Source organism: Amycolatopsis sp. NPDC050768 (genome assembly GCF_040654155.1).
Taxonomy (GTDB): Bacteria; Actinomycetota; Actinomycetes; order Mycobacteriales; family Pseudonocardiaceae; genus Amycolatopsis.
The window spans coordinates 249,448-275,966 of sequence record NZ_JBFAHL010000001.1; the positions used below are offsets into that span (position 1 = coordinate 249,448).

A 26,519-nucleotide genomic window follows, 5' to 3' on the forward strand; every position below is an offset into this window, starting at 1 on the left:
CCGGCCTGCTCCTGGTACTGCTCCGACGGGCTCGTGAGTGGCGGTTCGCCCCGCCACTCGCGAGCGGTTCAGTGTCCGGGCAGCACGCCGACAGCGCCGCGCGCGACCTGCGACCACGCGAGGCGGCCGAACAGGTAGTGGCAGGCGACCTGCTCGGACGTGAAGCGCGCCCAGTCGTAGCGGTTGCCCTGCTCGCGCCAGAAGACTTCCCAGCCCTCGTCGTCGGCGGGCATGAGGCACCACGCGTTGTCGGCCTCGGTGCCGACGGAGACGACCTCCGCGGGCACGCCCAGCCGGTCGAGCCAGCGCCGGATCGACTGCGTGTTCATCGCGCCTCCCGCATGACGTCGGCCAGGAATCCCAGGGTGACCAGCTCGTCGGCGGCCAGCACGGCACGGTAGCGGATCCCGCCGCCCGGCTGCCCGAACCACTCCGGCGTGGTCGAGCTCCACATCGGCACGGGCTTCACCACGCGATAGCGCCGGTAGCCCGCGTGGCGCGTGGACTCCGGCAGCGAACGCTGCGCGAACGGCGTGCCGTCGACGGTGAAGAGGCGGCCGTGCTCGTCGCCGAAGCGGTCGAGCCACGTGTTTTCCGGGAGTACCACGGCTTTTTCTTCCTGGACCGGTGGCCACCCGGTGTCCTCTGCGCCCGGCTCGTAGCCCTCGAAGAGCGCGGCGGGCGGCTGCGGGTCGGCGGGCGGCGCGGGCGTGCGACGGAGGCCCCGCGAGACGTACTCGAGCGTCGCGGTGTCGTCGAGCAGCGCCGAGTCCGGGTGGTCGAACGGGCCGGAACCGTTGTCCGGCAACGGCAGTTGCAGCGCGGGCCGGTCCGCGGCCACGGGCAGGTGCCCGATCGGGAACATGTGGACCAGGAACAACGCCAGCACGCTCTCGCGCTCGGTGCGCAGCGCCCCCATCGGCGGAGGCGGAGGCGGGGGCGGCGGCGCCGGGTACGGCACGGGCCCGCGGAAGACCTGGTTGTACGGCCGGCCCGCGAACGGCAGGCGCGGGGCCGGCTGTGCGGGCGGGAGGCGGGTGCCGGTCGGGGGTGTCGGGACGTCGTCGAACCCGCCGTCGAGCAAGCCGCCGTACTGTGCGGGCAGCCGGATGGGCCCGGTGGCCAAGTCGGTGTCGACCGGTTCGGCGTGTTCGGACACGGACACCCTCTTCTCGGTTGCTCCGGCTTCAGGAAAGACGTCCGCCGCGCCAGCCGGTTCCACACAATTCCCCGATAGGGGGAACTTCCGCGCGGCACCGGACAAGGTGGTGATTCCACCTTATCCGGCAGAGGCGATCTTCCGCCTCACCAAGGCCCGCGCCACTCCGCGTCGTTCGACGACCTCGAAATCCGCGCGCGTGAACAGACCGAGGGTCCCGTGGTAAAGATCCGCGGGCGGGCGGTCGCCCGCAGCCGCGGGGTAGCCCTCGACGATGTCGGCGCCGCGCTCCGCCGCGTACTCGACGGCCGCGTGCAGAAGTGCGGTCGCCAGTCCTTGCCGACGGCCGCGACGGTCGACGTAGAAGCACGTCACCGCCCAGACGTTCCCGGGTTCGGCCGAAGCCGCCACGGGAGAGCGCGCCAGCCGCGGGTTGTCCGCCTTCGGCGACACGGCGACCCAGCCGAGCGGCTCACCGTCGACCACGGCCAGCAGACCCAGCGGCACGCCGGATTCGGCCTCGCCGCGCACGTGCGCCTTGCGGCCGTCGCGCCCCGCGGCCTTGAAGTCCGGCCCGGTCAGGCGGAAGAACGCGCACCAGCAGCCGCCCTGCACGCCGCCCGGCCCGAAGAGCTGCTCGAACAGCGGCCACGAAGCTGCGTCAAGCGGGACGAACTCGCGCACGTCAGCCGGCGAGGGCGGTCACGACCCGCGACGGGGACGGCCGGCCGAGCTGCCCGGCCATCCACACGCTCGTCTCCACGAGCTTGCCGAGGTCCACGCCGTGCTCCACGCCGAGGCCCTCCAGCAGCCACACGAGATCCTCGGTGGCGAGGTTGCCCGTGGCCGACTCCGCGTACGGGCAGCCGCCGAGGCCGCCGGCCGATGAGTCCACAGTGGATACTCCGGCGCGCAGCGCGGCCTCGGTGTTGGCCAGGGCCTGGCCGTAGGTGTCGTGGAAGTGCACGGCCAGCGCGGAAACGTCCACTCCGGACTTCTCGAACTCCTGGACCAGCCGCGTGACCTGACCGGTGGTCGCGACGCCGATGGTGTCGCCCAGCGACAGCTGCGAGCAGCCGAAGTCGAGCAGCCGCTTGCCCGCGCGCACGACCTGCTCGGCCGGCACCACGCCTTCCCACGGGTCGCCGAAGCACATCGACAGGTAGCCGCGCACGTCCAGGCCCTCTCCGCGCGCCCGCGTGACGACCGGCTCGAACATGGCGAACTGCTCGTCGAGCGTGGAGTTCAGGTTCTTCTGCGCGAAGGTCTCGGTGGCGCTGGCGAAGATCGCGATGTCGGAGACACCGGCGTCGAGCGCGCGGTTGAGGCCGCGCTCGTTGGGCACGAGCACCGGATAGCGCACGCCCTCGCGGCGGTCGAGGCCGGCGAGCAGCTGTTCGGCGTCGGCGAGCTGCGGCACCCACTTCGGGTGCACGAAGCTGGTTGCCTCGAGCGTGGTGAGGCCGGCTCCGGCAAGGCGGTCGAGGAACTCCAGCTTCACCTCGACCGGCACGACGGCGGACTCGTTCTGCAGGCCGTCGCGCGGACCGACCTCCCAGATCGTCACGCGCTGGGGCAGGCCCTCGGCGGGGACCCGTTCGGGCAGGCCGACTTCGCGGGCGCCCACGTCAGCGCCGCCGTCCGCGCGGCGGGTGGTTCGTCGGCGGCAGCGGCTCGGTGTCCTGGGCACCACCCTGTCCGCCCTGCCCCGGTGCGCCGCGGTAGTCGTCGTACGGGTTGTCGTTGACCTCGCGGTAGATCACCGTGTGCACGCGCTCGACGTGAGGGATGTCGTCGAACTTCAGCGGCTCGTCCGAAGCCGACTCGATGATCAGCGTGCCGCAGCCGAACACCCGGTCCAGCAGGCCGTGCTCGAACTGGACGCTGTTGATGCGCGACATCGGGATGTCGATGCCGGTGCGCTTCACCACGCCTTCGCGCGCGATCAACCGGTCGGTGGTCACGATGAAGTGCGTGGTCCGCCAGCGCACCAGCGGCGCAAGGAACAGCCACACCACGAGCACGAGCGCCACCACGCCGATGGCGATCATCGCGACGTTGTTCCAAGGCGCCGTCACGTCCTGCGCCAGCAAGATGAGCCAGACGGCGGCCGCGATCGTGATCACGAAGGCCACGAACGGGAAGATCAGCATCTTGAAATGCGGGTGGCTGTGCACCACCACTTCCTCGTTCTGGCTGAGCAAATCGTCCGGATAGGCCACGGCGGACGCTCCCCTGGTGTGTGCCTGTGCTGTGTCTGCGCTGGTCGACTTACCGTACCGGCGCGAGGGCGCCGGCGGCGCCCGGACACCGCGGTTTACCAATCCGACCAAAAGTAGGCCGACTCTCGCGCGGCACGTAACCGTTGCCGCGAAGCCGTTCGGCCGTGACTGTGGTCGGATTGGTAACGATCGGCACAGTAGGTCACGCCGGGCGCACGTGCACCACGTCGCCGGCGGACACGGTCACGCGGCGGCCGTCGGTGGCGTCGACCAGCAGCTGCCCGGTCGCGTCGAGGTCGGCCGCGCGGCCGGTGAGGGCGCGGCCGCCGGGCAGCTCGACGCGCACCTCCTGACCGAGGGTCGCGCAGTGGGCGCGGTAGTCGTCGAGCAGGCCGGCGGCGGTGAGGTCGCCGGACGCGGCGCGCCAGCGGCGTTCGAGGTCGTCGAGGCGGGTGAGCAGGGCCAGCGCGACCTCGGTGCGGTCCGGGTCGGCGGCGCCCTGCTCTGCGAGCGACGTCGCGGGCAGGCCGCCGGGGCCGGCCGGCACGTCTTCGCCGAGCGGCAGCACGTTGAGGCCGATGCCGAGCACGACAGCCGGCTCGCCGCCCGCGACGGCCTCGGCCAGGATCCCCGCGCACTTGGCGCGGTCGGGTCCGGCCAGCACGTCGTTAGGCCATTTGAGAACGGCGTCGACCCCCAACTGGGCGGCGACCCCGCGCACGGCGAGGCCGGCCACCACGGACAGTGAACCGAGCGCCGCGAAGGGGACGCCCGCGGGCCGCAGCGCCACGCTCAAGTACAGCCCGGCGCCCTTCGGCGAGCTCCACGAACGCGCCCGCCGGCCGACGCCCGCGGTCTGCTGCTCGGCGAGCAGCACTGTGCGGTCCGCACCCCCGTTTTCCAGGGCTTCCCGCAGGTCGGCGTTGGTGGAGCCAGTGGACTCCACCACGTCCACCCGGGAGTACCGATCGCCGAGTCCCTCGCGCAGTCGCGCTGCGTCCATGCCAGACATGTGCCCAGAATATGAGAGTCCCCCTAACGTGCAAGCGACTCGCTCGTTACGCAGAGGTGCGCTCTCCTAGATTGGACGCTGTGACGCCGCCTGACCCCGAGCACAGCGCTGTGCTCGATTCAAAAGACGTGCCGGATTCAAAAACCGGGCCGGAAGAAACTGCCGTGCCCTCGTCTGCCGCTGCCGGCAAGGGGACAGGCAAGTCCTGGGCTCGCGGTGCGTTCCACCGTGGACTCGTCGCGCTGCCGCTCGTGGCCGGCCTCGTCACCGCGGGCTGGCTCGTGGCCGACCGTGACCAACCAGCGCCGCAGACTCCGGTCGCGACCGCCGCCACGGCTCAGGCCGGACCGTCGGTGCTCGAGGTGAGCGCGCCCGTCGCGGCGCAGGAACCCGGGCAGGGCGCCTCCGGCGGTGGCGGCAAGACGCCGTTGCAGCAGTGGGCCGAGTCGCTCGCCGGCCCCCTCGACATCCCCGCCGACGCGCTGATCGGCTACGCCAACGGCGAGCTCGCGCTGCGCTCCGAAGACCCCGGCTGCCACCTTTCGTGGGTGACGCTCGCGGGCGTCGGCGAGGCCGGCTCGGACCACGGCCGCCACGGCGACAACCCGATGGGCTTGTCGCCGGCGGCGTGGAAGAAGTACGGCGCGAAGATCCCCGGCATCGACAAGCCTGCTCTGACCGACCCCAGCTCGGCGTCGGTCGCCGCGGGCCGCGCCCTGTGCGCCGGCGGCACCGACCTGTCCGCGGGCACGGGCTGGTGGAAGTCGATCGCCGCGTACGCGAGCAAGGACACCGAGCTGTTCCGCCAGCGCGTGCTCGGCAACGCGCAGCTCTACGCCACGCTCTCCCTCGACCCCGCGAAGGCGAACAGCCCGGCCGTGCGCGCCACCCGCTTCGCCCTCGGCCAGCTCGGCCTCCCCTACGTCTGGGGCGGCAACGGCCCCGACGCCGGCGCCGCGGGCTTCGACTGCTCCGGCCTGACGAAGGCGTCGTACGACAGCGCCGGCGTCGCGCTGCCCCGCACGGCCGACAGCCAGTTCCGCTCCCTGCCCCCGGTCACCGGCGAACCCGAGCTGGGCGACCTCGTCTTCTACGGCTCCCCGGCCACGCGCATCCACCACGTCGGCCTGTACCTGGGCAACGGCCTGATGATCAACGCGCCCACCGAGGGCCAAGCCATCCAAATCCACACCTACCACTCCCGCGGCGACGACTACGCGGGCGCGGGCCGCCCGGCCTGATCACCGTTACTTCAGCCGCCTTGGCGACGGGCAGGCTCGGTTGGCCTTTCGCCGTGCACAGCCAGGAATCCGGTGAGCCGCTGGTCGATCTGCTCGCGCGCTACGCACGGGTGAACGCGGACAGGACGTTCCTGAAGGACGCGGGTGTCTCCCTGCCGAGGGTGACGGATGCGACGAGCGCGACGCGGACGTGTTGGCTGCCTCCGGTCGGCCCCACGACGTACTGCGGCGGACCACCCACGACGACGCGGTCGCCACACTCCGGGAGCTCGGTGCCGCGTGGGACGTTCGTGGTGCGGCGTCGGTGTGGGTTGCGGGGTTGTGGTCGGCGTCGTGGGCGTGGCGCCCCGCGCTGACCGGGGTCCTGCTCGCGCGGGCTGCCCGAGCACGAGTCCGTTCCGTATCGGGGATCAGCCGTCTGCCGGGTGTGCGGGACGAACGCGTTGCCTGTTCTCGCCCCGACGGAGGAGTGGTACCGGCGGCACACCGAGGGCGCGCCTGGCGGCGGCGGACCACCCCGGACTGGTGCGGCGCTGGTCGGACTACGTCGAGCGGGACCAGCGCCCGAACGACCGGGTCGAGGTCCAGGGACCGCTGGCGTGGTGGCGATCGTCGGACGGTTTGCGCGAGGACGTCGTGCACGAGGTGTTCGCCGACTTCGACGTCGAGTCCCTGGACCTCGACGCGCCGCGGCCGGCGCCGGACCCGTTGCCCGGCGCGACGATCGTGGCCGGGTCCGGGAGCTGGCGAAGCAAGCCCGCACCGGCGCGGTTCCACGATCCGTCGGCACGGAACCAGCCACGGCGGGCGACGTGTACGCCATGCGGGTCGCCGCCGACCGGTGGGTGACCGTGTACGTCTGGTCGGTCGACTCGAAGGCCTGAGCACCCAGTTCGGGGCCACTCAGCCGAAGACGAGCCGCTTTCCCGCCTTGCCGGGCTCCAGCAGCTCGAACTTCAGGCTCAGATCGGTGCGAGCCAGGAGCTCCACTTGCTGGGTGAACGGCTCACTCGTGGCGTACACGGTCTTCTCGAACTTCCACTCGTCCTTGAACCACGCGCGGAGCGCTGCGAGAAGACGTTCGTCCATTCCCTTCTCCATTTCGGGCCGGCGAGCCCAGAAGAAGACGACCGCGTCGACGTCCGCCCAATCGTCGGCACCGACGGGAATCACCGTGGACTTCGCGAGGAACGTGGCGCTCGGGGGGAAGACGTAGACGCAGCCCACGCACCTGGTGCCGGACGGGTCGAGCACGGTGTAGTTGAACGCGCGGTGCGCGGCATGGCGTTCTTCCATATCCACGACGTCTTTCCGGTTCTCTTCCACCGTGAAGTCGTCTTCGGGCCACGTCGACTGCCGCCACAACCGCAGAGGCTCCCGCGTTTCCATCACGGCGGCGTAGTCCTTCTCCGTGTCGCCGACCACGATCGGACGCAAGGAGAACTCGTCGGTCTTCAGCTCCGGGGGAACAGGTTCGGTCGCATCGGTGAATGGCACGTCCGGCTCCTTCGACGAGTTCCCCATGGGTACTGATCACCGTACGACGGCGCTCAACCGAGTTACGGCGGCCGGAAACGCGTCACCAGTCCGAAGGGACCAGCAGCTCCTGCGGTTTGCGGTCGGCGTGCATGGTCCACAACAGCTCCGCCAGGTCGGCCGGATCGGCGGCCGGGAAGGCGGCCTCGGGTTGGCCCGATGCGCGGTAGTGGTCGTCGAAGGGCGTGCCGGTGATGCGGGCGCCGATGTGGAGCTGGCCGACGAACACACCCTGGTCGGCGACCTCCGCGGCCAGCGCCTGGAGGTAGTTGCGTTGCGCGGCAAGGAGCGTGGCCCAGCCGGTCATGTGGGCCCGGCCGGAGACGGCGGCGGCGCCCTGGGCGGTGAGGATCGCGCCCTCGCCGCGAGTGAGCATGGCGGGAAGGAACTCCTGGACCACGGCGAGGAGGGCGTCGAGCGTGAGCGGCATCAGTTCGTGCAGCCGGGCGGCGGTGAGGGAGACGGCGGCGGTGAAGCCCGGGTCGGCGGGCGAAGGGGCGTAGTAGACGACGTCGGGGTCGCCGACAAGAGCGCGGATCCGCGTGGCGAGAACGGGAATCGAAGCCGTTTCGGACAGGTCTGCGGGGAGGACGTGGGCGGTGCTGCCGTCGGCCGCCAGCACGGCGGCGAACTCCTCCAGCGGAGCCCGGCGGCGGGCGACGAGGACGACGTCGTAACCCGCCTTTCCATAGCGGCGGGCGATGGCGCGGCCGACACCCGGGCCGGCTCCGAACACGACTAGCGACTTGGTCATGGTGACAAGCCAACTCCGCCGAGGCCAGACTATCCATGGTCGACGGTCCAGGATTCCTTTGCGATCGTCTACCGTCGTAGTCATGGACGTGCTCACCGACCTCCTACACCGCGCCCGCGCGAGGACCGCGCTGGTGCGCCAGCTGATCCAGCGCCCGCCTTGGTCGGTCGCGTACGCGGACGCTCCCGCGCTCACCGTGATGGCCACGCTCGGCGGCCACGCGTCGATCCGGGTCGGCGGCGAGCCGGTGCGCCTCGAAGCCGGGGACATCGCGCTGGTCACCAGCCGCGACTACACCATCGCCGACGACCCGGGCACGGCCGAGCAGGTCACGATCCGCGGAAACCGCAAGTACCTGCCCAGCGGTGAACCCACGACGGAGCACTGGTTTCTCGCCCCGCGCACGTACGGCGACGGGCTGCCCGGCGCGACCGTGATGCTCCGGGCCGCATACGAACTCCACGGCGAGGTCAGCGATCGGCTCCTCACCCTCCTGCCGGAGCTGGCCGTGGTGCCGGCGGGACCACGCACGGGCGCGACGCTCGACCTGCTCGCGGCCGAGGTCTCCCGCGACGAACCGGGCCAGGGCGCCGTGCTCAATCGGCTGCTGGATCTGGTGCTGGTCCAGGCTTTGCGGGCCTGGTGCGCCGAGTCGCCGACCCCGCCGTCGTGGTACCGCGCGCTGGCCGACCCGGGCGTCGGCGAGGCGCTGCGGCTGCTGCACGGCGATCCCGCGCACCGGTGGACGGTCGGCGAGCTGGCCGCCAAAGTCGGCTTGTCCCGAGCCGCGTTCGCCGCCCGGTTCGCGACGCTCGTCGGCGAACCGCCGCTCACCTACCTCACCGGCTGGCGCATGACGCTGGCCGCGGATCTGTTGCGGGACACGGAAAACCCGATCGCCCAAGTCGCCCGCGAGACCGGTTACACCGACGCGTTCGCGTTCAGCGTGGCGTTCAAGCGCGCCCGCGGCGTCAGCCCTTCGGACTGGCGCCGGACCGTTGCGGGCCAGCTTGCTAGCCGGGGCGTGCGAGATCGCCTTTGAGCCGATCTCGCCGGTGGTCACCTAGGAGCTGGTGCTGGAACGAAGCGTGAGCCAGTACGTGATCCTCGGTGCCGGCCTCGATTCCTTCGCCCAGCGGTACCCCGGAAAGAGCACTGTCTTCGAGATCGACCACCCGGCACCCAGGCCTGGAAACGCGAGCGCCTGCAAGCCCTCGGCTACCCATTGCCGACGCTGGTGCCCATCGAGTTCGAATCCGGCCAGTCGTGGCCCGCCGAACTCGAAGCCGCGGGCTTCGACCCGACACAACTCGCGGTTTTCGCGTCCACGGGCGTGAGCATGTACCTGTCGAAGGCCACCACGGCGGAAACCCTGCGCGCCATCGCCGGCCTGGCCAGCGGCACGACGCTCGCGATGACGGAGAGGACTTCCTGGTCGCTCGGGTCTGATCCGGCCACGCACCGCGCCAACCGGACGAATGCGCTACTCCACCCCCTTGTTGTTCATTTTCCGACCACGCGCCGGACCCCAACCGGGCACGCCCCGGCCCGCTGGCGTCCCCATCATGAGTCGCCCTTCCCCCCGACCCAGGAGGACTCATGATCCGCAAGCGGATCGTGGCCGCGCTCGCCGCGGCGACGCTGGCCGCGGCCGGCGTTGTCACGGCGGCCGCGACGAACACCGGCGAACCGGACGTGGCGCCCGCCGCCGCGGCCGTACCGGCGTTCGACCACGTCGTGCTGGTGATGTTCGAGAACAAGAAGGCCTCGTCCATCACCTCGTCGGCCGCCCCGTACTTCACGTCCTTGGCCAGCCAAGGCGCGAAGTTCACCAGCTCCTTCGCCATCACCCACCCCAGCCAGCCCAACTACGTCGCCCTGTTCTCCGGCGCCACCCAGGGCGTCACGAGCGACTCCTGCCCCGCCAACCTCGGCAGCAAGGCCAACCTCGGCCAGCAGCTGATCGGCGCCGGCAAGTCGTTCAAGGGCTACTCCGAGTCGATGCCGTCGGACGGTTACACCGGCTGCTCCAGCGGCACCTACATGCGCAAGCACAACAGCTGGGTGGACTTCTCGAACGTCCCGGCGGCCAGCAACGTCCGCTACTCCAGCTTCCCCGCCGACTACACGACGCTGCCCACGGTTTCCTTCGTGACGCCGAACATGTGCAGCGACATGCACGACTGCTCGATCGGCACGGGTGACACCTGGCTCAAGAGCCACCTCGACTCGTACGCGCAGTGGGCCAAGACGCACAACAGCCTGCTGATCGTCACGTTCGACGAGGACAGCGGCACCTCGGTCAACCAGATCTACACCACGTTCGTCGGCGCCCACGTGAAGCCGGGCAGCTACTCCGAATCCATCAACCACTACACGGTCCTGCGCACCATCGAGGCCTCCTACGGCCTGCCGGGGATCGCGGGCGCGGCGAGCAAGTCGCCGATCCTCGACGTCTGGCAGTGATCCCTCCCGCGGGCGTGTCCCATGTGTCCACAGTGGACACAGGGGGCGCGCCCGCGGGCTCCAGAAGGGCGCGTCCGTGTACCTCTCCACCATCGGCCGCCGCGAGCACAAGGTCTCCCGAGGGAAGATCGCCGCGAACGTGCTCGCGCTCGGCACCGTCAGCCTCGTCACGGACATCTCCTCGGAGATGGTCACGGCGGTGCTGCCCATCTACCTCGTCCTCAGCCTGCACCTGAGCCCCGCGATCTACGGCCTGGTCGACGGCCTCTACACCGGCGCGACGGCGCTGCTGCGGCTCGTCGGCGGCTACCTCGCCGACCGCGTGAGCCGGCGCAAGACCATCGCCGGGATCGGGTACGCGATCTCGGCCGTCGCGAAGCTCGGGCTCGTCGCCGCCGGCGCGTCGGCGGGCGCGATCGGCGCGGTGATCACCGCCGACCGCACCGGGAAGGGCCTGCGCACAGCCCCGCGCGACGCGCTGATCACCTTGTCGGCGCCGCAGGACATGCTCGGGCGCGCGTTCGGCGTGCACCGCGCGATGGACAGCGCCGGTGCGTTCGCGGGACCGCTCGTGGCGCTGGGCGTGCTCGCGTTGGTCGGCGCTTCGAGCACCGACGCGTTCGACGCCGTGTTCGTCACCAGCTTCTGCATCGCGGCGATCGGCGTGCTGCTGCTGATCCTCTTCGTGCGGGACCACCGCACGCCGCGCCCGGCCACCGGCACGGTGTCCCCTCGCGCGGCGGCAGCGCTGCTCAAGTCGGCGCCCGTGCGGCGGCTGCTGATCGCCGCGTGTGTGCTCGGCACGGCGACCATCGGCGACGGCTTCGTCTACCTGCTGCTGCAACGCCGCGAAGACATCGGCACGGGCTGGTTCCCACTGCTGGCCGTGGGCACGAACCTCGCCTACCTCGTGCTGGCCGCGCCGCTCGGCTCTCTGGCCGATCGGTTCGGGCGGCTGCCGGTGGTGCTCTGCGGATACGGCGCGCTGGTCGTGGTCTACCTGTTGCTGGCCGGGCCTGTGTCGGGCTGGCCGCTGGTGGTGCTGTCGCTCGCGCTCTACGGCGCGTTCTACGCGGCCACCGACGGCGTGCTGATGGCGCTGGCGGGACCGGTGCTGCCGGAAGCCCTGCGGACCACGGGCATCTCGCTCATCCAGACCGGCCAGGCGGTGGCGTACTTCGTCTCGTCCGCGCTGTTCGGGCTGGCGTGGCAGGTGTGGGGCATCGGGCCGTCGATGGCCGTGGCGGCGGGCGCGGCCGTGCTCGCGATCGTGGTGACGTTCGGACTCCTTCGGAAGGCGCGATGAAAACGCGGATCTTGGTGGCAGTGGCGGGCGTCGTGGTGCTGGTCGCCGCGGCGGCGGTGTACGTCGGGATGGCGGCGGCGCGCAACCGCGACGTCGCGGCCACCGGCACGGTGTCCCTGGCTCCGGGCCCGCGGCTGCTCGTGCGCAGCACGGCCGACGCCTCGCGCGGCCACGTCGTCACGGTGTCGGTGGCAGACCCGGGCGGCCCGCGCGCGGTGTCTCCGGTGACGTGCGCGCGCGTCTACGCTGCCGCGGGCACCGGCCTGTGCCTGCGCCAGGACGGCGACCTGACCACGTACCAGCTGGCGGTGCTCGACTCCGGGCTCACGTCGAAGCGCGAGATCCCGCTGGTCGGCCTGCCCAACCGCGCGCGCGTCTCGCCGAGCGGCAACCTGGTCGCGTGGACGGTGTTCGTCACCGGCGACTCCTACAACGGCGGCGTGTTCTCCACGCGCGCCGGCATCCTCGACACGCGCACGGGCGAGCTGGCGCCGTCGCTGGAGGACTTCGCGGTGACGCTGAACGGCAAGCCCTACCAGGCCGTGGACCTCAACTTCTGGGGTGTCACGTTCACCCGCGACGACCACACCTTCTACGCCACGATGTCCACGGCCGGGCACCGCTACCTCGTGCGCGGCGACTTCCGGGCGCACACGATCGTGTCGCTGCGGGAGAACGTGGAGTGCCCGTCGCTGTCGCCGGACAGCACGCGCATCGCGTTCAAGTCGGCCATCGACGACGACCCCGCGAAGGGCTGGCGCCTGTCGGTGCTCGACCTCGCGTCGGGCCGCGTGACGCCACTGGCCGAGACCCGCAGCGTCGACGACCAGGCGGCGTGGCTCGACGAGCGCTCCGTCGCGTACGCCATTCCGCGCGGCACCCAGCACTCGGACGTCTGGACGGTGTCGGCTGACGGCAGCGGCGTGCCGCGCGTGCTCGTGCCGGACGCGGAGTCGCCGGCGGCGCTGGGCTGATCGTCGCCCGGACGCCGACGGGTGTCAGACTTGTCCGGAACAGCGGATCTGACACCCAGGGAGAGCGATGAGCGCGGAGCCGGACCCGGCCGACGTGCTCGCCGCGGAGCTGGCCGCGCTGCGCGCGAGCGCCGGCAACCCGTCGTTCCGCAAGATGGCCGAGCGCTCCGGCTGCATCTCCCACACCACCTTGCACGAGGCGGTGAAGGGCACGCGGTTCCCGTCGTGGGAGACCACGCGGGAGTTCGTGAAGGCGTGTGGCGCGGGCGAGGAGCCGTGGCGGGCGCGGTGGGTGGAGCTCAAGGGCGTGCCACCGGTGCCGGAACCCGTCGCCGTGGCCGCGCGGGCCGCGCCGGGTCCTGCCGAGCCTCGCAGTCCCGAGCCGGACGTCGAAGGTGTCCGCATCGCCCCGCCGCCGCGCAAGCGCTCCACCCGGCGGAACGCGCTGGTCGTCGCCGCTGCCGTGATCGCCGTGCTGGCCGCGGTGGCCGCGTTCGTCATCCCCGGCAAGCTGATCGCTCCGGCAGGCGACGCGAGCGCCCGCGTCCCCGGCGACAACACCAAGTTCATCGCCGACGTGACGGTGCCCGACGGCGCGGCGGTGCACGTCGGCGTGACCGTGCAGAAGGTGTGGGAGCTCGAGAACTCGGGTTCGGTCCGCTGGCACGAGCGCTACCTGCAGCGCATGGACCTGCCGCCCGCGCCGGGCACCTGCCGCACGCCCGAGCGCGTGCTGATCGGCGACACCGCGCCCGGCGAGCACGTGATGATCAGCGTGCCGCTGACGGCGTCGGACGCGCCGGGCCGCTGCTGGATCGGCTGGAAGATGGTCGACGCCGCGGGCACTGAGTTCTTCACGACGAAGCGTCCGGTGTACGTGCTCGTGACCGTCGTCCCCTGACGCTGTCAGATTCTGTAAGACCTGGTCAGGTCGGTACCGAACACCCCGTTCCCGCCGGAAAATAGATCGCAGCGAAGGCGTGCCTCCCCCGTCTTCGACGGATTCTGGGGGTCGGTCCGTGGGGTGGCCCGGGCGAAGGGTGCCCCACGGACCGCCGATTTCACGCCGTGCGGCGGAACGTGCTCCGGTAGGCGCTGGGCGACACCCCGAGCGCGCTCTGCAGGTGCTGGCGCAGCGACGCCGCCGTGCCGAAGCCGCAGTCGGTCGCGATGCGGTCGATCGGCAGGTCCGTCTCCTCCAGCAGCTGCCGCGCGCGTTCCACGCGCTGCTGCGTGAGCCACTGCAACGCCGAGATCCCGACCTCCTCGCGGAAGCGCCGCGTGAACGTCCGCACGCTCATCGCCTCCTTCGACGCCAGGTCGCGCAGCGTCAGCGGCCGGTCGAGGTGCTCCAGCGCCCACGCCCGCGCGGCGCCCGTCGACGCGGACTGCGGCTCGGGCACCGGGCGGCGGATGAACTGCGCCTGCCCGCCCTCGCGGTGCGGGGAGACGACGGTGCCGCGCGCGACCTCGTTGGCCACAGCCGCGCCGAAGTCGCGCCGGATCAAGTGCAGGCAGAGGTCGATGCCGGACGCGACGCCGGCGGAGGTGAAGACGTTGCCGTCCTCGGTGTAGAGCACGTCAGGGTCCAGCTTCACCCGCGGGTACTCCAGCTGGAACTCGCACGCCGAACGCCAGTGCGTGGTCGCACGGCGGCCGTCGAGCAGGCCCGCGGCGGCGAGTACGAAGGCGCCGGTGCAGATCGACGCGATGCGTGCGCCGGGGCGGATGCGGTCGATGGCGCCGGCCAGCGCCGGCGGGTACTCGCGGCCGGTGGGCTCGTACTCGAGCGAAGACGCCGGGATCACCACCGTGTCGGCCTCGGCGATCGCCTCCGGTCCGACCGCGACGGGGATGACGACGTCGGAGTCGGTGCGGACGTCGCCGGGCTCGGGTGTGCAGGTGACCACCTCGTACAGCGGCTCGCCCTCGGCCGAGCGCGCCTGGCCGAACAGCCGGTGCACGATGCCGAGCTCCATCACGAGCATGCCGTGGCGCACGAGCACCGCCACGTGGTGCCTCTCCGGGTGCCGGAAAACGGACATGGCCCGATTCTTTCACAGGTTGTCCATCGGGCCACTTTTTCCGGGCCGGGCCGCGAGCGACCCTGGCGACATGAACGTCCTCTGGCTCTTCGCCCACCCCGACCCGCACTCCCTCGGCGGCGCACTGCGCGACGAGGGCCTGGCGACGCTGCGCGCCCTCGGCCACGACGTGCGCGAGTCGGATCTGTACGCCATGCACTGGAATCCGGTCGTCGACGAGATCGCGGCGGTTCCGGACGACGTCCGCGCCGAACAGGCCAAGCTGACCTGGGCCGATGCCGTGGTCTTCCAGTTCCCGCTCTGGTGGTACGGCACGCCCGCCATGCTGAAGGGCTGGTTCGACCGCGTCTTCGTGAAGGGTTACGCGTACGACGTCCACCGCCCCGACGGCCGCCCCGCCCGCTATGGCGAAGGCCCGCTGGCCGGCAAACGCGCGCTGGTCGTCGTCACCACCGGCTCGCCCGCCCCGGCCCTCGGCCCGCGCGGTGTCAACGGCCCGCTGCCCGACCTGCTCTTCGGCCTCCAGCACGGCACGCTCTTCTACACCGGCATGTCGGTGCTACCGCCCTTCGCCGTGTACGACGCGGACCGCATGACGGCGTGCGCGTTCGCCTCGGCGGCTTCGGCCTTGCGGGCCCGGCTGGGTGACCTCGGGACGGCTTCACCCCTCCCGTTCCGCCCCCAGAACGGCGGCGACTACGGTCGCGACCTCGTGCTGCGCCCCGAAGTGGCGCCCGGCCGCGAAGGCCTGGACGTTCACCTCTGCGGCGCCACCAGAGGCGCACCCGGTCGCTGACGGCTACCCGGTGAAGAAGGAAGCGGCCGACTTCATGGCCGCCTCGTCGGCCAGCACGTCGCCGGGCCTGCTCCCGTTGCCCAGCAGCACACCACCCCAGTGCATGCCCAGGTACGCGGCGGTCTTCTCCAGCGTGCCCACCAGCGGGTCGGCCTGCTCGGGCCCCTCACTCAGCACGCTGACGCCCCACAGCGTCTTGCCCTTCATCCGAGCCTTGAACTCCGCCCCCGGCACCCTCATCCACCCCGACCAGTAGTCCAGGTACAGCTTCACGCTCGCCGCCACCGAGTACCAGTACACCGGCGACGCGATCACCAGGTCCGTGGCCGCGAACGTCGCGTCCATCAGCACCTTCTCATTGCCCGCCGGCTCCGGGTGCTCGCCGAAGCCGTGCCGCCGGTCCTCGAACGCGGGCAGCGGCACCTCCGGCAGCCGGATCCACGTTTGCTCGTGCTGCCGGGTGATCTCCCTCGCGGCGCGCCGGGCCAGCATCTCCGTGTTGCCCCCGGCGCGAGCGGCCGCCACCAGGAACAGGAAGCTCCGATCCATCACGATCTCTCCCCCATCAAGTCTATGCATGTGCATTCAAATGTTGTCACTGCATGTACTCTGACGTCAAGGGGAGGGCCGATGAGCAACGACGAAGACGCGTGGGGCCGGCTGCTCCTGCTCCACACCCGAGTCGAGCAGGAACTGGCGAAAGCCTTGCAGCGCAAGCACGGCATCGGGTTGTCCGAGTACCGCGCGCTCGGCAAGCTGGCCGCCGCGCCCAAGGGTGAGCTGCGGATGCAGGAGCTGGCCGAAGCGGTGGGGCTCAACCAGAGCTCGGTGAGCCGCATGGTGGCGCGCCTCGAGGACCGGGGCCTGAGCGTCCGCGATCTCTGCGAAGACGATCGCCGGGGCGTCTACTCCGTGATCACCGAAGCGGGCCGAGCCCGGCACGCCGAAGTCGAGACGACCTACCGCACCACTCTCACGGCCGCGCTCGACAAGGCGGGCGCCGACCCGTCGCTCGCGGCCGCGATCGCGTCGGTCCGAACCGCCTGACTCCGGCCCGCCCCGAGAAGCTCAGCCCAGCGCGCGGTTGTACGGCGCGAACCTCCGCGCCGCTTCGCCCGGCAGCGACCTACCGCCGTGGACCAGCCGGGGAGCCGGGCCGATCGGCAGCAGCCCCGACGCGCGGCACCACTCGGAAAGGCCCGCCTGGGCCAGATCCACGTCCACCCGGATCCGTCCGCCGGCCGCCCGCGCGATGCCGCGGATCAACGCCCGGGCCTGCTCCTCGTCCGGCGCGACCACCGGACCGATCACCGTCACCCCGTCCAGCACGGTGCCCAGAGCGAACCCGTCGTCGGTCACGTGGACGTGCTCGGCCTCGAACAGCAGCCGGTCCAGCAGCGCCTCCCGCGCGAAGCCCTGCGCGCCGGCGTCGAGTGAGTACACCCGGGCCACGTCGGCCGGCGTGATCGGCCGCGAAGCCGGACCACCGTCGTCGGTGAGCACGCCGATGTGGCCTTCGCAGCCGCCGTCGACCACGAAGCCCAGGGACTCGTACAGCCGCAGCCCGAAGTCGCTCGCGTGCAGGAACACCGTGGCGTCGCCCGCGGCCGAAACCGCCTCGGCCGTCACTCGACCGCCCAGGCCCTGGCGTCCGTGCCGGGCGGCGACCACGACCATCGAGATCGACGCGACCGGTCCCGTCTCCACAAGGATCGAGGTGGCGGCGAGCCCGCCGTCAGGCGCGTCGATGCCGAAGCCGCGGCCGACGTCGAGCAGGATCGACCACTTGCGGTGCTCCCGCGGCCAGTCGCGGTCGGCTCCGAGATCGAGGCAAGCGGACAGATCGGCGGGCCCGAGCGGGCGGACGGGAAGCACGCAGCCAGCCTATGCCCGGGGAGGCGTACGCCACACGCGAAGCGACCTGGCGGTAGCTAAGCTCCGCTTCATGAGCAGTGCGACGCAGCCGCTCGGGACTCCGCCCGAGGAAGAACCGGACATCCACACCACGGCCGGCAAGCTCGCGGACCTCTACCGCCGCTACGACGAGGCCGTGCACGCCGGATCCGAGCGTGCCATCGAGAAGCAGCACGCCAAGGGCAAGAAGACGGCCCGCGAGCGCATCGATCTGCTGCTCGACGAGGGGTCGTTCGTCGAGCTCGACGAGCTGGCGCGCCACCGCTCCACGAACTTCGGGCTGGAGAAGAACCGCCCGTACGGCGACGGCGTGGTCTCGGGCTACGGCACCGTCAACGGCCGGCCCGTGTGCGTGTTCTCCCAGGACGTCACGGTCTTCGGCGGCGCGCTCGGCGAGGTGTACGGCGAGAAGATCGTGAAGGTCATGGACCTCGCGATCAAGACCGGCTGCCCGATCATCGGCATGAACGAGGGCGGCGGCGCGCGCATCCAGGAAGGTGTGGTGTCCCTCGGCCTCTACGCCGAGATCTTCCGCCGCAACACCCACGCTTCGGGCGTGATCCCGCAGATCTCCCTGATCATGGGCGCGAACGCCGGCGGGCACGTCTACTCGCCCGCGCTCACCGACTTCGTGGTGATGGTCGACGAGACGTCGCAGATGTTCATCACCGGCCCGGACGTCGTGAAGACCGTGACGGGCGAGGACGTGACCTTCGAGGAGCTCGGCGGCGCGCGCACGCACAACACCAAGTCCGGCGTCGCGCACTACCTCGGCTCCGACGACGAGGACGCGATCGCCTACGTCAAGGAACTGCTGTCGTACCTGCCGCAGAACAACCTGTCCGAGCCGCCGGCCTTCGAGCCGGGTGAGCCCGCCGGGTTCTTCGACGACGTGACCGACACCGACCGCGAGCTCGACACGATCATCCCCGACTCGCCGAACACGCCATACGACATGCACGAGGTCGTCACCCGCGTGCTCGACGACGGCGAGTTCCTCGAGGTCCACGAGCTCTTCGCGCCCAACATCCTCGTGGGCTTCGGCCGCGTCGACGGCCAGAGCGTGGGCGTGGTCGCGAACCAGCCGACGCAGTTCGCCGGCTGCCTCGACATCGCGGCGTCGGAGAAGGCCGCGCGGTTCGTGCGCACGTGCGACGCGTTCAACATCCCCGTGCTCACCTTCGTTGACGTGCCCGGCTTCCTGCCCGGCACCGACCAGGAGTGGAACGGCATCATCCGCCGCGGCGCGAAGCTGATCTACGCCTACGCGGAGGCCACGGTCCCGCTGGTCACCGTGATCACGCGCAAGGCCTACGGCGGCGCGTACGACGTGATGGGCTCCAAGCACCTCGGCGCCGACGTCAACCTGGCCTGGCCGACCGCGCAGGTCGCCGTGATGGGCGCGCAGGGTGCGGCGAACATCGTGCACCGCAAGACGCTCGCGGCCGCCGCGGCCGAGGGCCGTGACGTCGACGCACTGCGCGCCGAGCTGATCCAGGAGTACGAGGACACGCTGCTGAACCCGTACGCCGCCGCCGAACGCGGGTACGTCGACTCGGTGATCGTGCCGGCGCACACGCGCGGCCACATCACGAAGGCGCTGGCGCTGCTGAAGACCAAGCGCGAAACGCTGCCGCCCAAGAAGCACGGCAACATCCCCCTGTGAGGTCTCCCGTGAGCGATCGCCCCTTGCTTCGCGTCGTCCGCGGCAACCCGGACGACGCCGAACTCGCCGCCCTCACCGCTGTTGTGGCGGCGGTGGCGGCGTCTTCGGGTGGCTCGCCCGCGCCCGAGAGGCGGACGTCGTGGTGGAACGACCGCGCGGCACGGCTGGGCACGACGCCGCAGCCGGGCGACGGCGCGTGGCGGGCTTCGGCGCTGCCGCGCTGACCCGAGCTTCGGCCGGGTTCAGCCCGTGCAACCGTTCACGACGCGGTCGGCCAGCGCGTCGGTGAACTCGCGCGTGACGGGCGCGCCGGTGACCAGCACGCGGTAGTGGACGGGCCCGATGGCCTGCTCCACCAGGCAGTCGAGGTCGGTGTCGGCGGGGAGCTCGCCGCGGGCGACCGCCCGTTCGAACGGCAGCCGGTCGCGTTCGTGCTGCCCGTGGATCTGCTCCGCACGCAGCCGCGCGGCCAGCTCCGGGTCGTGCTGCGCCTGCCCGATCAGCGCGCGGAACACTGCGCCGGCGTCGGCCGTGGTCAGGAAGGTCGCGACAGCCGCGAGGTGCTCCCGCAGGTCGCGGCGCAGGTCGCCGTGGTCGGGCGGCACGAGCTCCTCGGCGAGGTCGTCGCCAAGCGCGTCCAGCAGGATGTCCACTTTGGACGGCCACCAGCGGTAGATCGTCTGCTTCGCCACGCCTGCGGCCGCCGCGATCCGCTCGATCGTGAGCCCGGCGAAACCGTGTTCCACCAGCAGGTCGTCGGCGGCCTCCAGCACGGCGCGGCGTGCGTCTTCGCTGCGGCCGTAGCGGTTCCCGTGATGCCGGCGCGTGTCCGGTGCAGTGGTGTTTCCCACCTCGGCGAGCCTAATCGGCTTCTAGACAAGACGCAACGTCGCGTCTAGCGTAGGCCGCGGCAAAAGGGGGTCACTCGACATGTGTTCCGCGTGTGGCGTGCCGACGCACGTCCTGGAGGAAGGCGGCGGGGACGGCGCGGTCGCGACCGCGCCGCGCAAGTTCGCCGCGCTGTACAACAAGGACTGCCGCCCGTACCTGTTCGGCGCGGCGCTCGCGATGATGGCCGACAACATCGAGCACGTCATCACGTACTGGGTGCTGTGGGAGAAGTTCCACTCGCCCGCGCTCACCGGCTTCGAGGTGATCAGCCACTGGGTGCCGTTCCTGCTGTTCTCGGTGTACTTCGGCGGGCTGGCCGACCGGCACGACTGCCGGCGGATCATCCAGGCCGCGCAGGTGTTGTTCATGCTCGTGTCGGCACTGTGGGGCGTGCTGATCCTCACCGACACGTTGCAGGTCTGGAGCGCGTGCGTGCTGCTGATCTTGCACGGTGTCGCGGGCGCGGTCTGGGGTCCGGGCGAACAGCTGATGCTGCACGACTTCGTCGGCCCGTCCGAGCTGCCGAGCGCGGTGCGGCTCAACGCGACCTTCCGCAGCCTGGGAATTCTCTTCGGCCCGGTCGTCGGGTCGGCACTGCTGCTCGGGCTGGGGCCGGTGGCGGGGATCTTCGTGAACGTCGCGTTCTACCTGCCGCTCACGATCTTCTTGTTCCGCACCAAGTTCACCGGTCACACGCGCGACGGCGGCATCGTGGCGCGGCCGCGCGTGGGGCTGTTCGACTCGGTGCGAGTACTGCGCGAGGTCGGCGCGAACCCGACGATGGTCGGGATGATCATCCTGGCCGGGCTCGGCGCGTTCTTCGTCGGCGCTTCCCTGCAGAGCGCGATGCCGATCTTCGCCCAGGACCTGGGCGCGGGCAGCGCCGGCACGGCGTACGGCGTGCTGCTGTTCGCCAACGGAGCCGGCGGTGTACTCGGCGGCATCCTGCTGGAGGCGACGGGCCGGATCAAGCCGAGCGTGTTCGCGGCGGTGGTCAGCACGGCGATCTACGGGTTGTCGAGCCTGTTCTTCGCGATGACGGCGAGCTATCCGCTGGCGTTGGTAATGCTGGTGATCGGCGGTGTCGCGAACCTGGCGTCGATGTCGATCGGACAGACGGTGGTGCAGCTGCTGGCGAAACCGGCCGAACGCGGGCGGGTGATCGGGGTCTACAACGTCTCCGCCAACGGCCTGCGCGCCGGGAGCGGGTTCACCGTCGGCCTGCTCGGTGCGGCGGTGGGGGTGCACTGGTCACTCGGGCTGAGCGCGGCCGCGCTGACGGTGGGGACGGGTATTTCCGGCTGGTACTCGCTGTGGGGGAAGCGGGCGCGGGAGGCGCGGAAGCAGTTGCAGCACGTGGCTGACTGAGGTCTGGAGTCCTTTCGGTGCCCGTCGCCCCTTGTCCGGGGCGGCGGGCATCCGCGTTTGCGCTGGTCACGCACAGCGACCGCGGTTTTTGTCGGTGCCGCCGGTTACGGTGTCTTCGTCGGGTCCAAACCTTGCCATCACCGTGCGCGACAGAGCGCTCACCAGCGCAAATCGCACTGGACCCGCCCGTACCCGAAGTCGTATAGTCCCGTTGCATATAGTCCACATGGAATAACCACGCCGGATCACTCGAAAGGATCAACAGCCATGGTTGCGGCGAAGCTGACCGCTCTGGGGGTGGCCGTGCTGGAGCTTCTCCACGAGAAGCCGATGCACCCCTACGAGATGGCGCAGCTCATGCGCGAGCGCTACGTGGACCAGCGCGTGAAGCTGAAGGCCGGGTCGCTCTACCACACCGTGGAACGGTTGCAGCACAACGGTTTCGTCGAGATCGTCGACACCCAGCGCGACGGTCGGCGGCCCGAGCGGACCGTGTACGCGATGACAGCGGCCGGCAAGGACGTGTTCGAGCAGCGAGCTCGGGAGATGCTGGGCGACGTCGCCCAGGAGTACCCGGAGTTCCTCAGCGGGCTGGCGGTCATCGACGACCTCGGCCGGGACAAGTCGCTGGCCGAGCTGGAGCACCGCCTCACGCTGCTGCGCGCGAGCATCGCGGCCGACCAGGTGATGTTCAAGAAGGTGCGGGACAACGCGGTCCCCGAGATCTACTGGCTCGATTTCCGCTACGCCGCCGCCCACCGGGCTTTCGAGCTCGAGTGGTGCGAACGCCTGCACGCCGATCTTTCCTCAGGGCGCATCCGGTTCCAGGGCGAGAAGCCCTCCCTCAGCCTCATCAAGGAACACCATGAACGCAAGACAAGCTAACCCGTGGGCCGCGCTGAGCGCGTTGTGCCTCGGGTTCTTCATGATCCTGCTGGACACCACCATCGTGTCCATCGCCGTGCCGAACATGCTGAGCACGCTCAACACGGGCTTGAACTCCGTGGTGTGGGTGATCAGCGTCTACCTGCTGACCTACGCCGTGCCGATGTTGTTCACCAGCCGCCTTGGCGACCGCTTCGGGCCGAAGCGCGTGTTCCTCGCCGGCCTGGTCGTGTTCACGGGCGCGTCGCTGTGGTGCGGCCTGTCCGGCAGCGTCGAGATGCTCATCGCGGCGCGCGCCGTGCAGGGCCTCGGCGCCGCGCTGATGACGCCTCAGACGCTGGCGTTCATCACGCACCTGTTCGCGCCCGCCAAGCGCGGCCCTGCGATGGGCGCGTGGGGCGGCGTCGCCGGCCTGGCCACCATCGCGGGCCCGCTGCTGGGCGGCGTGCTGGTCGACCACCTCGGCTGGGAGTGGATCTTCTTCGTCAACGTGCCGATCGGCGTGATCGCCATCGTGCTGACAGTGCTGCTCGTGCCCGACTGGCAGCCGAAACACGCGCACGCCTTCGACTTCATCGGCATCTTCCTGTCGGCGGCCGGGCTGTTCTGCTTGGTGTTCGGCGTGCAGAACGGCCAGCAGTACGACTGGGGCACGGTCTTCGCCGGCATCACGGTGTTCGAGTTCATCGGCGCCGGCGTGGTGCTGCTCGTGGCGTTCGTGCTGTGGCAGAAGTACAACCGCCGCGAACCGCTCGTGCCGCTCAACGTGTTCAGCAACCGCAACTTCTCCGCGGGCACGCTCACGGCCACCACGGTCGGCTTCACGATGACCGGCATGTTCCTGCCGCTGATCATCTACATCCAGACGGTGCTCGGCCTGAGCCCCACGCTCGCCGGTGTGCTGACCGCGCCGATGTCGCTGCTGTCGGGCGTCATCGCGCCGTTCGTGGGCCGCGCGTCCGACCGCATCAACGGCAAGTACCTCGTGATGGGCGGGCTTTCCCTGCTCGCAGTGGGCATCGGCATCATCGCCGTGCAGGCTCGCCCGGACACCAGCCCGTGGGCGCTGATCCCGGCGCTGCTCGTCTGCGGTCTCGGCATCGGCTGCATCTTCTCGCCGATGAGCAACCTGACCATGGCCTCGGTCCAGCCCCAGCTCGCCGGCACCGCGTCGGGCATCTTCAACACCGCCCGCCAGGTCGGCGGGGTCCTCGGCAGCGCGGCCATCGGCGTGCTCCTGCAGGCCCGCATCAGCGCCTCCATCGCCGACGAGGCCACCACCGCCGCGGCGCAGCTGCCCGAGCAGTACCGCCAGCCCTTCACCGACGGCATCGCCCACGCCGCCGCCTCGACCGGTGAGTTCGGCTCCTCCGCGAGCCCCGCGCCCATCCCGGGCCTCCCCGCCGACGTCGCCGCCCAGGCGGGCCGCCTCGCCTCCGAAGCCGTCCACAACGGCCTCAGCGACGCCGCCCGCGCCACGCTGATCCTGCCGATCGCCGTGCTCATCCTGGGCGTCGTCTCGGCGTCCTTCCTGCGCCGCGTCACCCCCCGCCCCGCCCCGACGGCCACCACCCCGACCTCGTCGGAAACCCCGGTCACCGCCTGACTTGGCAGGCCAACCGAGCCTCGTGCACAGCTCAACCACGCTGCCCAAGACCGGCCGCATCGGCCGGCTCGGGCAGCGGCGGACGACAGCTGCGGGCTCGCGGCGCCTATGAGTGGCCAAACCGGCGAACCCAGCCCGCACTCACGGGGCTTGGCCGGTGCGGCACAAAACGACGTGCTGCCCCTCGGCCGCCGGTGCGGGAGCCGGGGCCGAGGGGCGGCACGTTTACCGCGGGAGAAAAGTCGAGGGGTCAGCAGCCGGGTACGGCCGGAGTCGACCGGCCGGGCGGCAGCAAGCTCACCCGCGCAGAGGTGGGGAGCTCTTCAGAGCCTCAGAACCACCAGCACGAACTGGGTCGCGGTGTTTCGGCGCGCGCAGGCGTGCCCACCACGCGGAGCGCAGCCTGGTCGGCGGCGTGGATTCCGTCACCCGGACCGTCATGCGGCACCGTGGTCCCTTCCCGGCATCTGCCTTGATACCGTCGAGGCGAGCTGAGCCGATATGTTGCGAGCAACAACAAACTAGCTCCACGTTCGGGTGTTGCAGGTCACAATTCGGCAACGCTCGCTACGCGCGGTAGCTTTCACCCGTGCGTCTCGTACTTGCTTCCCAGTCCCCCGCCCGTCTCGCGTTGTTGCGCGCCGCTGGGCTTGAGCCGAGTGTCGTGGTGTCCGGCGTCGATGAGGACGCCGTGGCGGCGGCGCTCACCGATCCGGCGCCCGATGAGCTCGTGATGGCGCTCGCCGCGGCGAAGGGCAACGCCGTGTTCGCCGAGGTGGCCGGTATCCACTCCGACGCGGTGATCGTGGCGTGCGACTCGATGCTGTCGATCGGCGGCGCGATGGTCGGCAAGCCCGGCACGCCAGAGATCGCGCGGCAGCGGTGGGAGGTGATGGCCGGCAACTCCGGCGAGCTGCTGACCGGCCACGCCATCATCCGCGTCGAGAACGGCCACCGCACCAAGGAAGCCGCCGGCACGCAGCGCACCACCGTCCACTTCGGACGGCCCAGCGCCGAGGAGCTCGACGCCTACATCGCCACCGGCGAGCCGCTGCAGGTCGCGGGCGCGTTCACGCTCGACGGGCTCGGCGGCTGGTTCGTCGAGGGCATCGAGGGCGACCCGTCGAGCGTCATCGGGCTCAGCCTGCCGCTCGTGCGGCGCCTGCTGACCGAGGTCGGCGTGAGTGTCGCGGATCTCTGGACGCCTCCCACATCCTGAGAAGACTTTCACTCCACCGAGTGATCGAAGAAAGTTCATGTTCGGCCCGGTTCGAGCCTGAACGGGAACTTTCGACCTCTGGGGTGGCTTCGTGTCCTTCCTCCGCGCGTACACCAAACCTCGAGTCTTCGCGGCCGCGGTGATCGGCTCGCTCGTCGTGGGCGCGGCGCTCGGCGTCCTCGCCCGGACGACGAGCGCCACAACGCTGACCAACGTCCTCCACGAAATCGGCGAAATCTTCACGACGCTGCTGCAGATCGCGGTGATCCCGCTGGTCTTCACGGCGATCGTGGTCGGCATCACCAGCCTGCGCGGCCTCGGCGGCGGGCGCACGGCCGCGCGGCTCGGCGGCCGCACGGTGCTGTGGTTCGCCATCACGTCGTTCATCGCCTCGCTCATCGGCATCGCGATCGGCACGCTGTTCAGCCCCGGTGCCGGCGGCCTCGGCGCGGGCATCGCGGCCACGGCGAAGAACGCCGACAAGGCCGCCAAGAGCGTGAGCAACTGGGGTTCGTGGGATTCCTTCATCGACGGTCTGCTCCCCCAGAACTTCTTCTCCGCCTTCGCCGACGGCAACACCCTCCAGGTGCTCTTTCTCGCCGTGCTGATCGGCGCCGCGGCCTACAGCCTTGGCGACAAGGCCAAGCCGTTCGTCGACTTCACCACGAGCGTCTTCGAGATCATCCAGCGCTACCTCGGCTGGATCGTGCGCCTGGCCCCGCTCGGCATCGCCGGCCTGATCGGCGCCGCCGTGTCCAACTACGGCGACGCCCTCTTCCGCCCGCTGCTCTCCACCACGGCCGCGGTCTACGTCGGGTGCCTGCTGGTGCTGTTCGTCGTCTACCCGATCCTGCTGAAGTTCGTCGCCAAGATCAGCCCGGCCACGTTCTTCGCCAAGGCCGGCACGGCGATCCAGTTCGCATTCGCCTCGCAGTCCTCCGCCGCGACGCTGCCGCTCACCCGCCAGGCCGCGGTGAACCTGGGTGTCGAACCGTCCTACGCCGCCTTCGCCACGCCGCTCGCCAGTGCGACCAAAATGGACGGTTGCGCCGCCGTTTTCCCTGCCATCGGCGCCATTTTCATCGCCAACCTGTCGGGCGTGCAGCTGAGCATCGGACAGTACGTGGGCATCGTCGTGGTCGCCGTGCTCGGCGCGCTCGCCACCGCGGGCACCACGGGCTGGCTCACCGCGCTCACGCTCACCACCGCGTTCATCGGCCTCGACGCCAAGCAGGTGGCGCTGGGCATCGCGCTCATCTACTCCGTGAACCCGATCATGGACATGATGCGCACGGCCACCAATGTCGCCGGCCAGATCGTGGTCCCGACCATCGTCGCCCGCGCCGAAGGCCTGCTCGACGACACGGTGCGCGACACCCCGGCCCCCAAGGTCCAGGCCGAGCCGGTCAGTGCCTGACCAAACCGCCTGACCAAACCGCCTGATCCGACGCGACGGCGG

General features: G+C 70.7%; 28 protein-coding genes and 1 pseudogene. 17 read left to right on the forward strand and 12 right to left on the reverse strand.

Features of this window, described 5'->3' with window-relative positions; all coding sequences use genetic code 11:
• Positions 1–68 precede the first annotated feature (68 nt).
• From AB0H62_RS01230 to AB0H62_RS01255, 6 genes are all read right to left on the reverse strand, one after another.
• On the reverse strand, positions 69–329 hold the full coding sequence (locus AB0H62_RS01230; protein WP_220246333.1) for a hypothetical protein: 261 nt from the start codon (positions 327–329) through the stop codon (positions 69–71).
• Positions 326–1,159: a TNT domain-containing protein gene (locus tag AB0H62_RS01235; RefSeq protein WP_360583427.1), complete on the reverse strand. Its 834-nt coding sequence runs from the start codon at positions 1,157–1,159 to the stop codon at positions 326–328. Before AB0H62_RS01235 ends, AB0H62_RS01230 begins: the two co-directional genes overlap by 4 nt.
• Positions 1,160–1,279: 120 nt before the next feature.
• A complete protein-coding gene (locus tag AB0H62_RS01240; RefSeq protein WP_360583429.1) occupies positions 1,280–1,843 on the reverse strand; it encodes a GNAT family N-acetyltransferase in 564 nt (187 codons plus the stop codon).
• 1 nt (position 1,844) lies between these two features.
• Entirely contained in the window at positions 1,845–2,786 is a 942-nt protein-coding gene (locus tag AB0H62_RS01245; RefSeq protein ID WP_360583431.1) for a hydroxymethylglutaryl-CoA lyase, read from the reverse strand.
• Position 2,787: 1 nt separating this feature from the next.
• Complete coding sequence (locus tag AB0H62_RS01250; RefSeq protein ID WP_220246329.1) at positions 2,788–3,381, reverse strand: PH domain-containing protein; 594 nt, start codon at positions 3,379–3,381, stop codon at positions 2,788–2,790.
• Positions 3,382–3,583: 202 nt separating this feature from the next.
• Positions 3,584–4,393 (reverse strand): biotin--[acetyl-CoA-carboxylase] ligase, encoded by an 810-nt coding sequence (locus AB0H62_RS01255; RefSeq protein ID WP_220246328.1) that lies wholly within the window; start codon positions 4,391–4,393, stop codon positions 3,584–3,586.
• Between the two features lie 164 nt (positions 4,394–4,557).
• On the opposite strand from AB0H62_RS01255, the gene AB0H62_RS01260 reads away from it, so the two are divergent.
• Both AB0H62_RS01260 and AB0H62_RS01265 read left to right on the forward strand, forming a co-directional pair.
• Positions 4,558–5,634 carry a C40 family peptidase gene (locus AB0H62_RS01260; RefSeq protein ID WP_360583434.1) on the forward strand — a complete coding sequence of 359 codons (1,077 nt, stop codon included), beginning with the start codon at positions 4,558–4,560 and terminating at the stop codon, positions 5,632–5,634.
• A gap of 525 nt (positions 5,635–6,159) precedes the next feature.
• On the forward strand, positions 6,160–6,483 hold the full coding sequence (locus AB0H62_RS01265; protein ID WP_360583436.1) for a hypothetical protein: 324 nt from the start codon (positions 6,160–6,162) through the stop codon (positions 6,481–6,483).
• A 54-nt stretch (positions 6,484–6,537) separates the two neighbouring features.
• On the opposite strand, the gene AB0H62_RS01270 is transcribed toward AB0H62_RS01265, so the two are convergent.
• Both AB0H62_RS01270 and AB0H62_RS01275 read right to left on the reverse strand, forming a co-directional pair.
• Positions 6,538–7,131 (reverse strand): hypothetical protein, encoded by a 594-nt coding sequence (locus AB0H62_RS01270; RefSeq protein ID WP_360583438.1) that lies wholly within the window; start codon positions 7,129–7,131, stop codon positions 6,538–6,540.
• Positions 7,132–7,213: 82 nt separating this feature from the next.
• Positions 7,214–7,924 (reverse strand): SDR family NAD(P)-dependent oxidoreductase, encoded by a 711-nt coding sequence (locus AB0H62_RS01275; protein ID WP_220246324.1) that lies wholly within the window; start codon positions 7,922–7,924, stop codon positions 7,214–7,216.
• Positions 7,925–8,006: 82 nt separating this feature from the next.
• Here AB0H62_RS01275 and AB0H62_RS01280 point away from each other — a divergent pair, with 82 nt between their 5' ends.
• The 6 genes and pseudogenes from AB0H62_RS01280 (at position 8,007) to AB0H62_RS01305 (ending at position 13,571) form a co-directional block, all read left to right on the forward strand.
• Positions 8,007–8,966 carry an AraC family transcriptional regulator gene (locus tag AB0H62_RS01280; protein WP_220246323.1) on the forward strand — a complete coding sequence of 320 codons (960 nt, stop codon included), beginning with the start codon at positions 8,007–8,009 and terminating at the stop codon, positions 8,964–8,966.
• A gap of 58 nt (positions 8,967–9,024) precedes the next feature.
• Positions 9,025–9,527: pseudogene (locus AB0H62_RS01285) on the forward strand (class I SAM-dependent methyltransferase).
• Positions 9,524–10,390, forward strand: coding sequence for an alkaline phosphatase family protein (locus AB0H62_RS01290; protein WP_360583440.1), 867 nt, complete (start codon positions 9,524–9,526; stop codon positions 10,388–10,390). The pseudogene AB0H62_RS01285 and the gene AB0H62_RS01290 overlap by 4 nt, the downstream one beginning before the upstream one ends.
• Before the next feature lie 76 nt (positions 10,391–10,466).
• Complete coding sequence (locus AB0H62_RS01295) at positions 10,467–11,696, forward strand: MFS transporter (protein WP_220246321.1); 1,230 nt, start codon at positions 10,467–10,469, stop codon at positions 11,694–11,696.
• Complete coding sequence (locus AB0H62_RS01300) at positions 11,693–12,670, forward strand: hypothetical protein (RefSeq protein ID WP_220246320.1); 978 nt, start codon at positions 11,693–11,695, stop codon at positions 12,668–12,670. The genes AB0H62_RS01295 and AB0H62_RS01300 overlap by 4 nt, the downstream gene beginning before the upstream one ends.
• Before the next feature lie 67 nt (positions 12,671–12,737).
• Positions 12,738–13,571 carry an NBR1-Ig-like domain-containing protein gene (locus AB0H62_RS01305; RefSeq protein WP_360583443.1) on the forward strand — a complete coding sequence of 278 codons (834 nt, stop codon included), beginning with the start codon at positions 12,738–12,740 and terminating at the stop codon, positions 13,569–13,571.
• A gap of 160 nt (positions 13,572–13,731) precedes the next feature.
• On the opposite strand, the gene AB0H62_RS01310 is transcribed toward AB0H62_RS01305, so the two are convergent.
• Entirely contained in the window at positions 13,732–14,715 is a 984-nt protein-coding gene (locus tag AB0H62_RS01310) for a helix-turn-helix domain-containing protein (protein ID WP_360583445.1), read from the reverse strand.
• Positions 14,716–14,785: 70 nt separating this feature from the next.
• Between AB0H62_RS01310 and AB0H62_RS01315 the strand changes: the two genes are divergently transcribed.
• Positions 14,786–15,511: an NAD(P)H-dependent oxidoreductase gene (locus tag AB0H62_RS01315; protein WP_360583447.1), complete on the forward strand. Its 726-nt coding sequence runs from the start codon at positions 14,786–14,788 to the stop codon at positions 15,509–15,511.
• A gap of 3 nt (positions 15,512–15,514) precedes the next feature.
• On the opposite strand, the gene AB0H62_RS01320 is transcribed toward AB0H62_RS01315, so the two are convergent.
• A complete protein-coding gene (locus AB0H62_RS01320) occupies positions 15,515–16,060 on the reverse strand; it encodes an NAD(P)H-dependent oxidoreductase (protein WP_360583449.1) in 546 nt (181 codons plus the stop codon).
• 81 nt (positions 16,061–16,141) lie between these two features.
• Between AB0H62_RS01320 and AB0H62_RS01325 the strand changes: the two genes are divergently transcribed.
• Positions 16,142–16,558 (forward strand): MarR family transcriptional regulator, encoded by a 417-nt coding sequence (locus AB0H62_RS01325; protein ID WP_220246315.1) that lies wholly within the window; start codon positions 16,142–16,144, stop codon positions 16,556–16,558.
• 21 nt (positions 16,559–16,579) lie between these two features.
• Here the strand turns inward: AB0H62_RS01325 and AB0H62_RS01330 are convergent, their stop codons facing one another.
• Positions 16,580–17,386 (reverse strand): GNAT family N-acetyltransferase, encoded by an 807-nt coding sequence (locus AB0H62_RS01330; protein ID WP_220246314.1) that lies wholly within the window; start codon positions 17,384–17,386, stop codon positions 16,580–16,582.
• 70 nt (positions 17,387–17,456) lie between these two features.
• On the opposite strand from AB0H62_RS01330, the gene AB0H62_RS01335 reads away from it, so the two are divergent.
• Both AB0H62_RS01335 and AB0H62_RS01340 read left to right on the forward strand, forming a co-directional pair.
• Positions 17,457–19,091, forward strand: a complete 1,635-nt coding sequence (locus tag AB0H62_RS01335; RefSeq protein WP_220246313.1) for an acyl-CoA carboxylase subunit beta — start codon at positions 17,457–17,459, stop codon at positions 19,089–19,091.
• A gap of 8 nt (positions 19,092–19,099) precedes the next feature.
• Entirely contained in the window at positions 19,100–19,315 is a 216-nt protein-coding gene (locus AB0H62_RS01340; RefSeq protein ID WP_220246312.1) for an acyl-CoA carboxylase subunit epsilon, read from the forward strand.
• 18 nt (positions 19,316–19,333) lie between these two features.
• Here AB0H62_RS01340 and AB0H62_RS01345 read toward each other — a convergent pair whose 3' ends face one another.
• Entirely contained in the window at positions 19,334–19,942 is a 609-nt protein-coding gene (locus AB0H62_RS01345) for a TetR/AcrR family transcriptional regulator (RefSeq protein ID WP_360583452.1), read from the reverse strand.
• Between the two features lie 97 nt (positions 19,943–20,039).
• Here AB0H62_RS01345 and AB0H62_RS01350 point away from each other — a divergent pair, with 97 nt between their 5' ends.
• The 5 genes from AB0H62_RS01350 (at position 20,040) to AB0H62_RS01370 (ending at position 26,477) form a co-directional block, all read left to right on the forward strand.
• Positions 20,040–21,350: an MFS transporter gene (locus tag AB0H62_RS01350; RefSeq protein ID WP_360583454.1), complete on the forward strand. Its 1,311-nt coding sequence runs from the start codon at positions 20,040–20,042 to the stop codon at positions 21,348–21,350.
• Between the two features lie 267 nt (positions 21,351–21,617).
• The gene (locus AB0H62_RS01355) at positions 21,618–22,235 is read left to right on the forward strand and encodes a helix-turn-helix transcriptional regulator (RefSeq protein WP_360583456.1); all 618 of its coding nucleotides are present in this window, start codon (positions 21,618–21,620) and stop codon (positions 22,233–22,235) included.
• The gene (locus AB0H62_RS01360) at positions 22,216–23,841 is read left to right on the forward strand and encodes a DHA2 family efflux MFS transporter permease subunit (protein WP_360583458.1); all 1,626 of its coding nucleotides are present in this window, start codon (positions 22,216–22,218) and stop codon (positions 23,839–23,841) included. Before AB0H62_RS01355 ends, AB0H62_RS01360 begins: the two co-directional genes overlap by 20 nt.
• Positions 23,842–24,430: 589 nt before the next feature.
• Positions 24,431–25,060, forward strand: a complete 630-nt coding sequence (locus tag AB0H62_RS01365; RefSeq protein WP_360583460.1) for a nucleoside triphosphate pyrophosphatase — start codon at positions 24,431–24,433, stop codon at positions 25,058–25,060.
• Positions 25,061–25,151: 91 nt separating this feature from the next.
• On the forward strand, positions 25,152–26,477 hold the full coding sequence (locus AB0H62_RS01370) for a dicarboxylate/amino acid:cation symporter (protein ID WP_220246306.1): 1,326 nt from the start codon (positions 25,152–25,154) through the stop codon (positions 26,475–26,477).
• The last annotated feature ends 42 nt before the right edge of the window (positions 26,478–26,519 follow it).

Excerpts from the sequence above, each read along its gene's own strand:
- AB0H62_RS01230 (WP_220246333.1), bottom strand. The coding sequence starts at position 329 with ATGAACACGCAGTCGATCCGGCGCTGGCTCGACCGGCTGGGCGTGCCC.
- AB0H62_RS01255 (WP_220246328.1), bottom strand. The coding sequence starts at position 4,393 with ATGTCTGGCATGGACGCAGCGCGACTGCGCGAGGGACTCGGCGATCGG.
- AB0H62_RS01275 (WP_220246324.1), bottom strand. The coding sequence starts at position 7,924 with ATGACCAAGTCGCTAGTCGTGTTCGGAGCCGGCCCGGGTGTCGGCCGC.
- AB0H62_RS01280 (WP_220246323.1), top strand. The coding sequence starts at position 8,007 with ATGGACGTGCTCACCGACCTCCTACACCGCGCCCGCGCGAGGACCGCG.
- AB0H62_RS01290 (WP_360583440.1), top strand. The coding sequence starts at position 9,524 with ATGATCCGCAAGCGGATCGTGGCCGCGCTCGCCGCGGCGACGCTGGCC.
- AB0H62_RS01300 (WP_220246320.1), top strand. The coding sequence starts at position 11,693 with ATGAAAACGCGGATCTTGGTGGCAGTGGCGGGCGTCGTGGTGCTGGTC.
- AB0H62_RS01305 (WP_360583443.1), top strand. The coding sequence starts at position 12,738 with ATGAGCGCGGAGCCGGACCCGGCCGACGTGCTCGCCGCGGAGCTGGCC.
- AB0H62_RS01310 (WP_360583445.1), bottom strand. The coding sequence starts at position 14,715 with ATGTCCGTTTTCCGGCACCCGGAGAGGCACCACGTGGCGGTGCTCGTG.
- AB0H62_RS01315 (WP_360583447.1), top strand. The coding sequence starts at position 14,786 with ATGAACGTCCTCTGGCTCTTCGCCCACCCCGACCCGCACTCCCTCGGC.
- AB0H62_RS01320 (WP_360583449.1), bottom strand. The coding sequence starts at position 16,060 with ATGGATCGGAGCTTCCTGTTCCTGGTGGCGGCCGCTCGCGCCGGGGGC.
- AB0H62_RS01325 (WP_220246315.1), top strand. The coding sequence starts at position 16,142 with ATGAGCAACGACGAAGACGCGTGGGGCCGGCTGCTCCTGCTCCACACC.
- AB0H62_RS01335 (WP_220246313.1), top strand. The coding sequence starts at position 17,457 with ATGAGCAGTGCGACGCAGCCGCTCGGGACTCCGCCCGAGGAAGAACCG.
- AB0H62_RS01355 (WP_360583456.1), top strand. The coding sequence starts at position 21,618 with ATGGTTGCGGCGAAGCTGACCGCTCTGGGGGTGGCCGTGCTGGAGCTT.
- AB0H62_RS01360 (WP_360583458.1), top strand. The coding sequence starts at position 22,216 with ATGAACGCAAGACAAGCTAACCCGTGGGCCGCGCTGAGCGCGTTGTGC.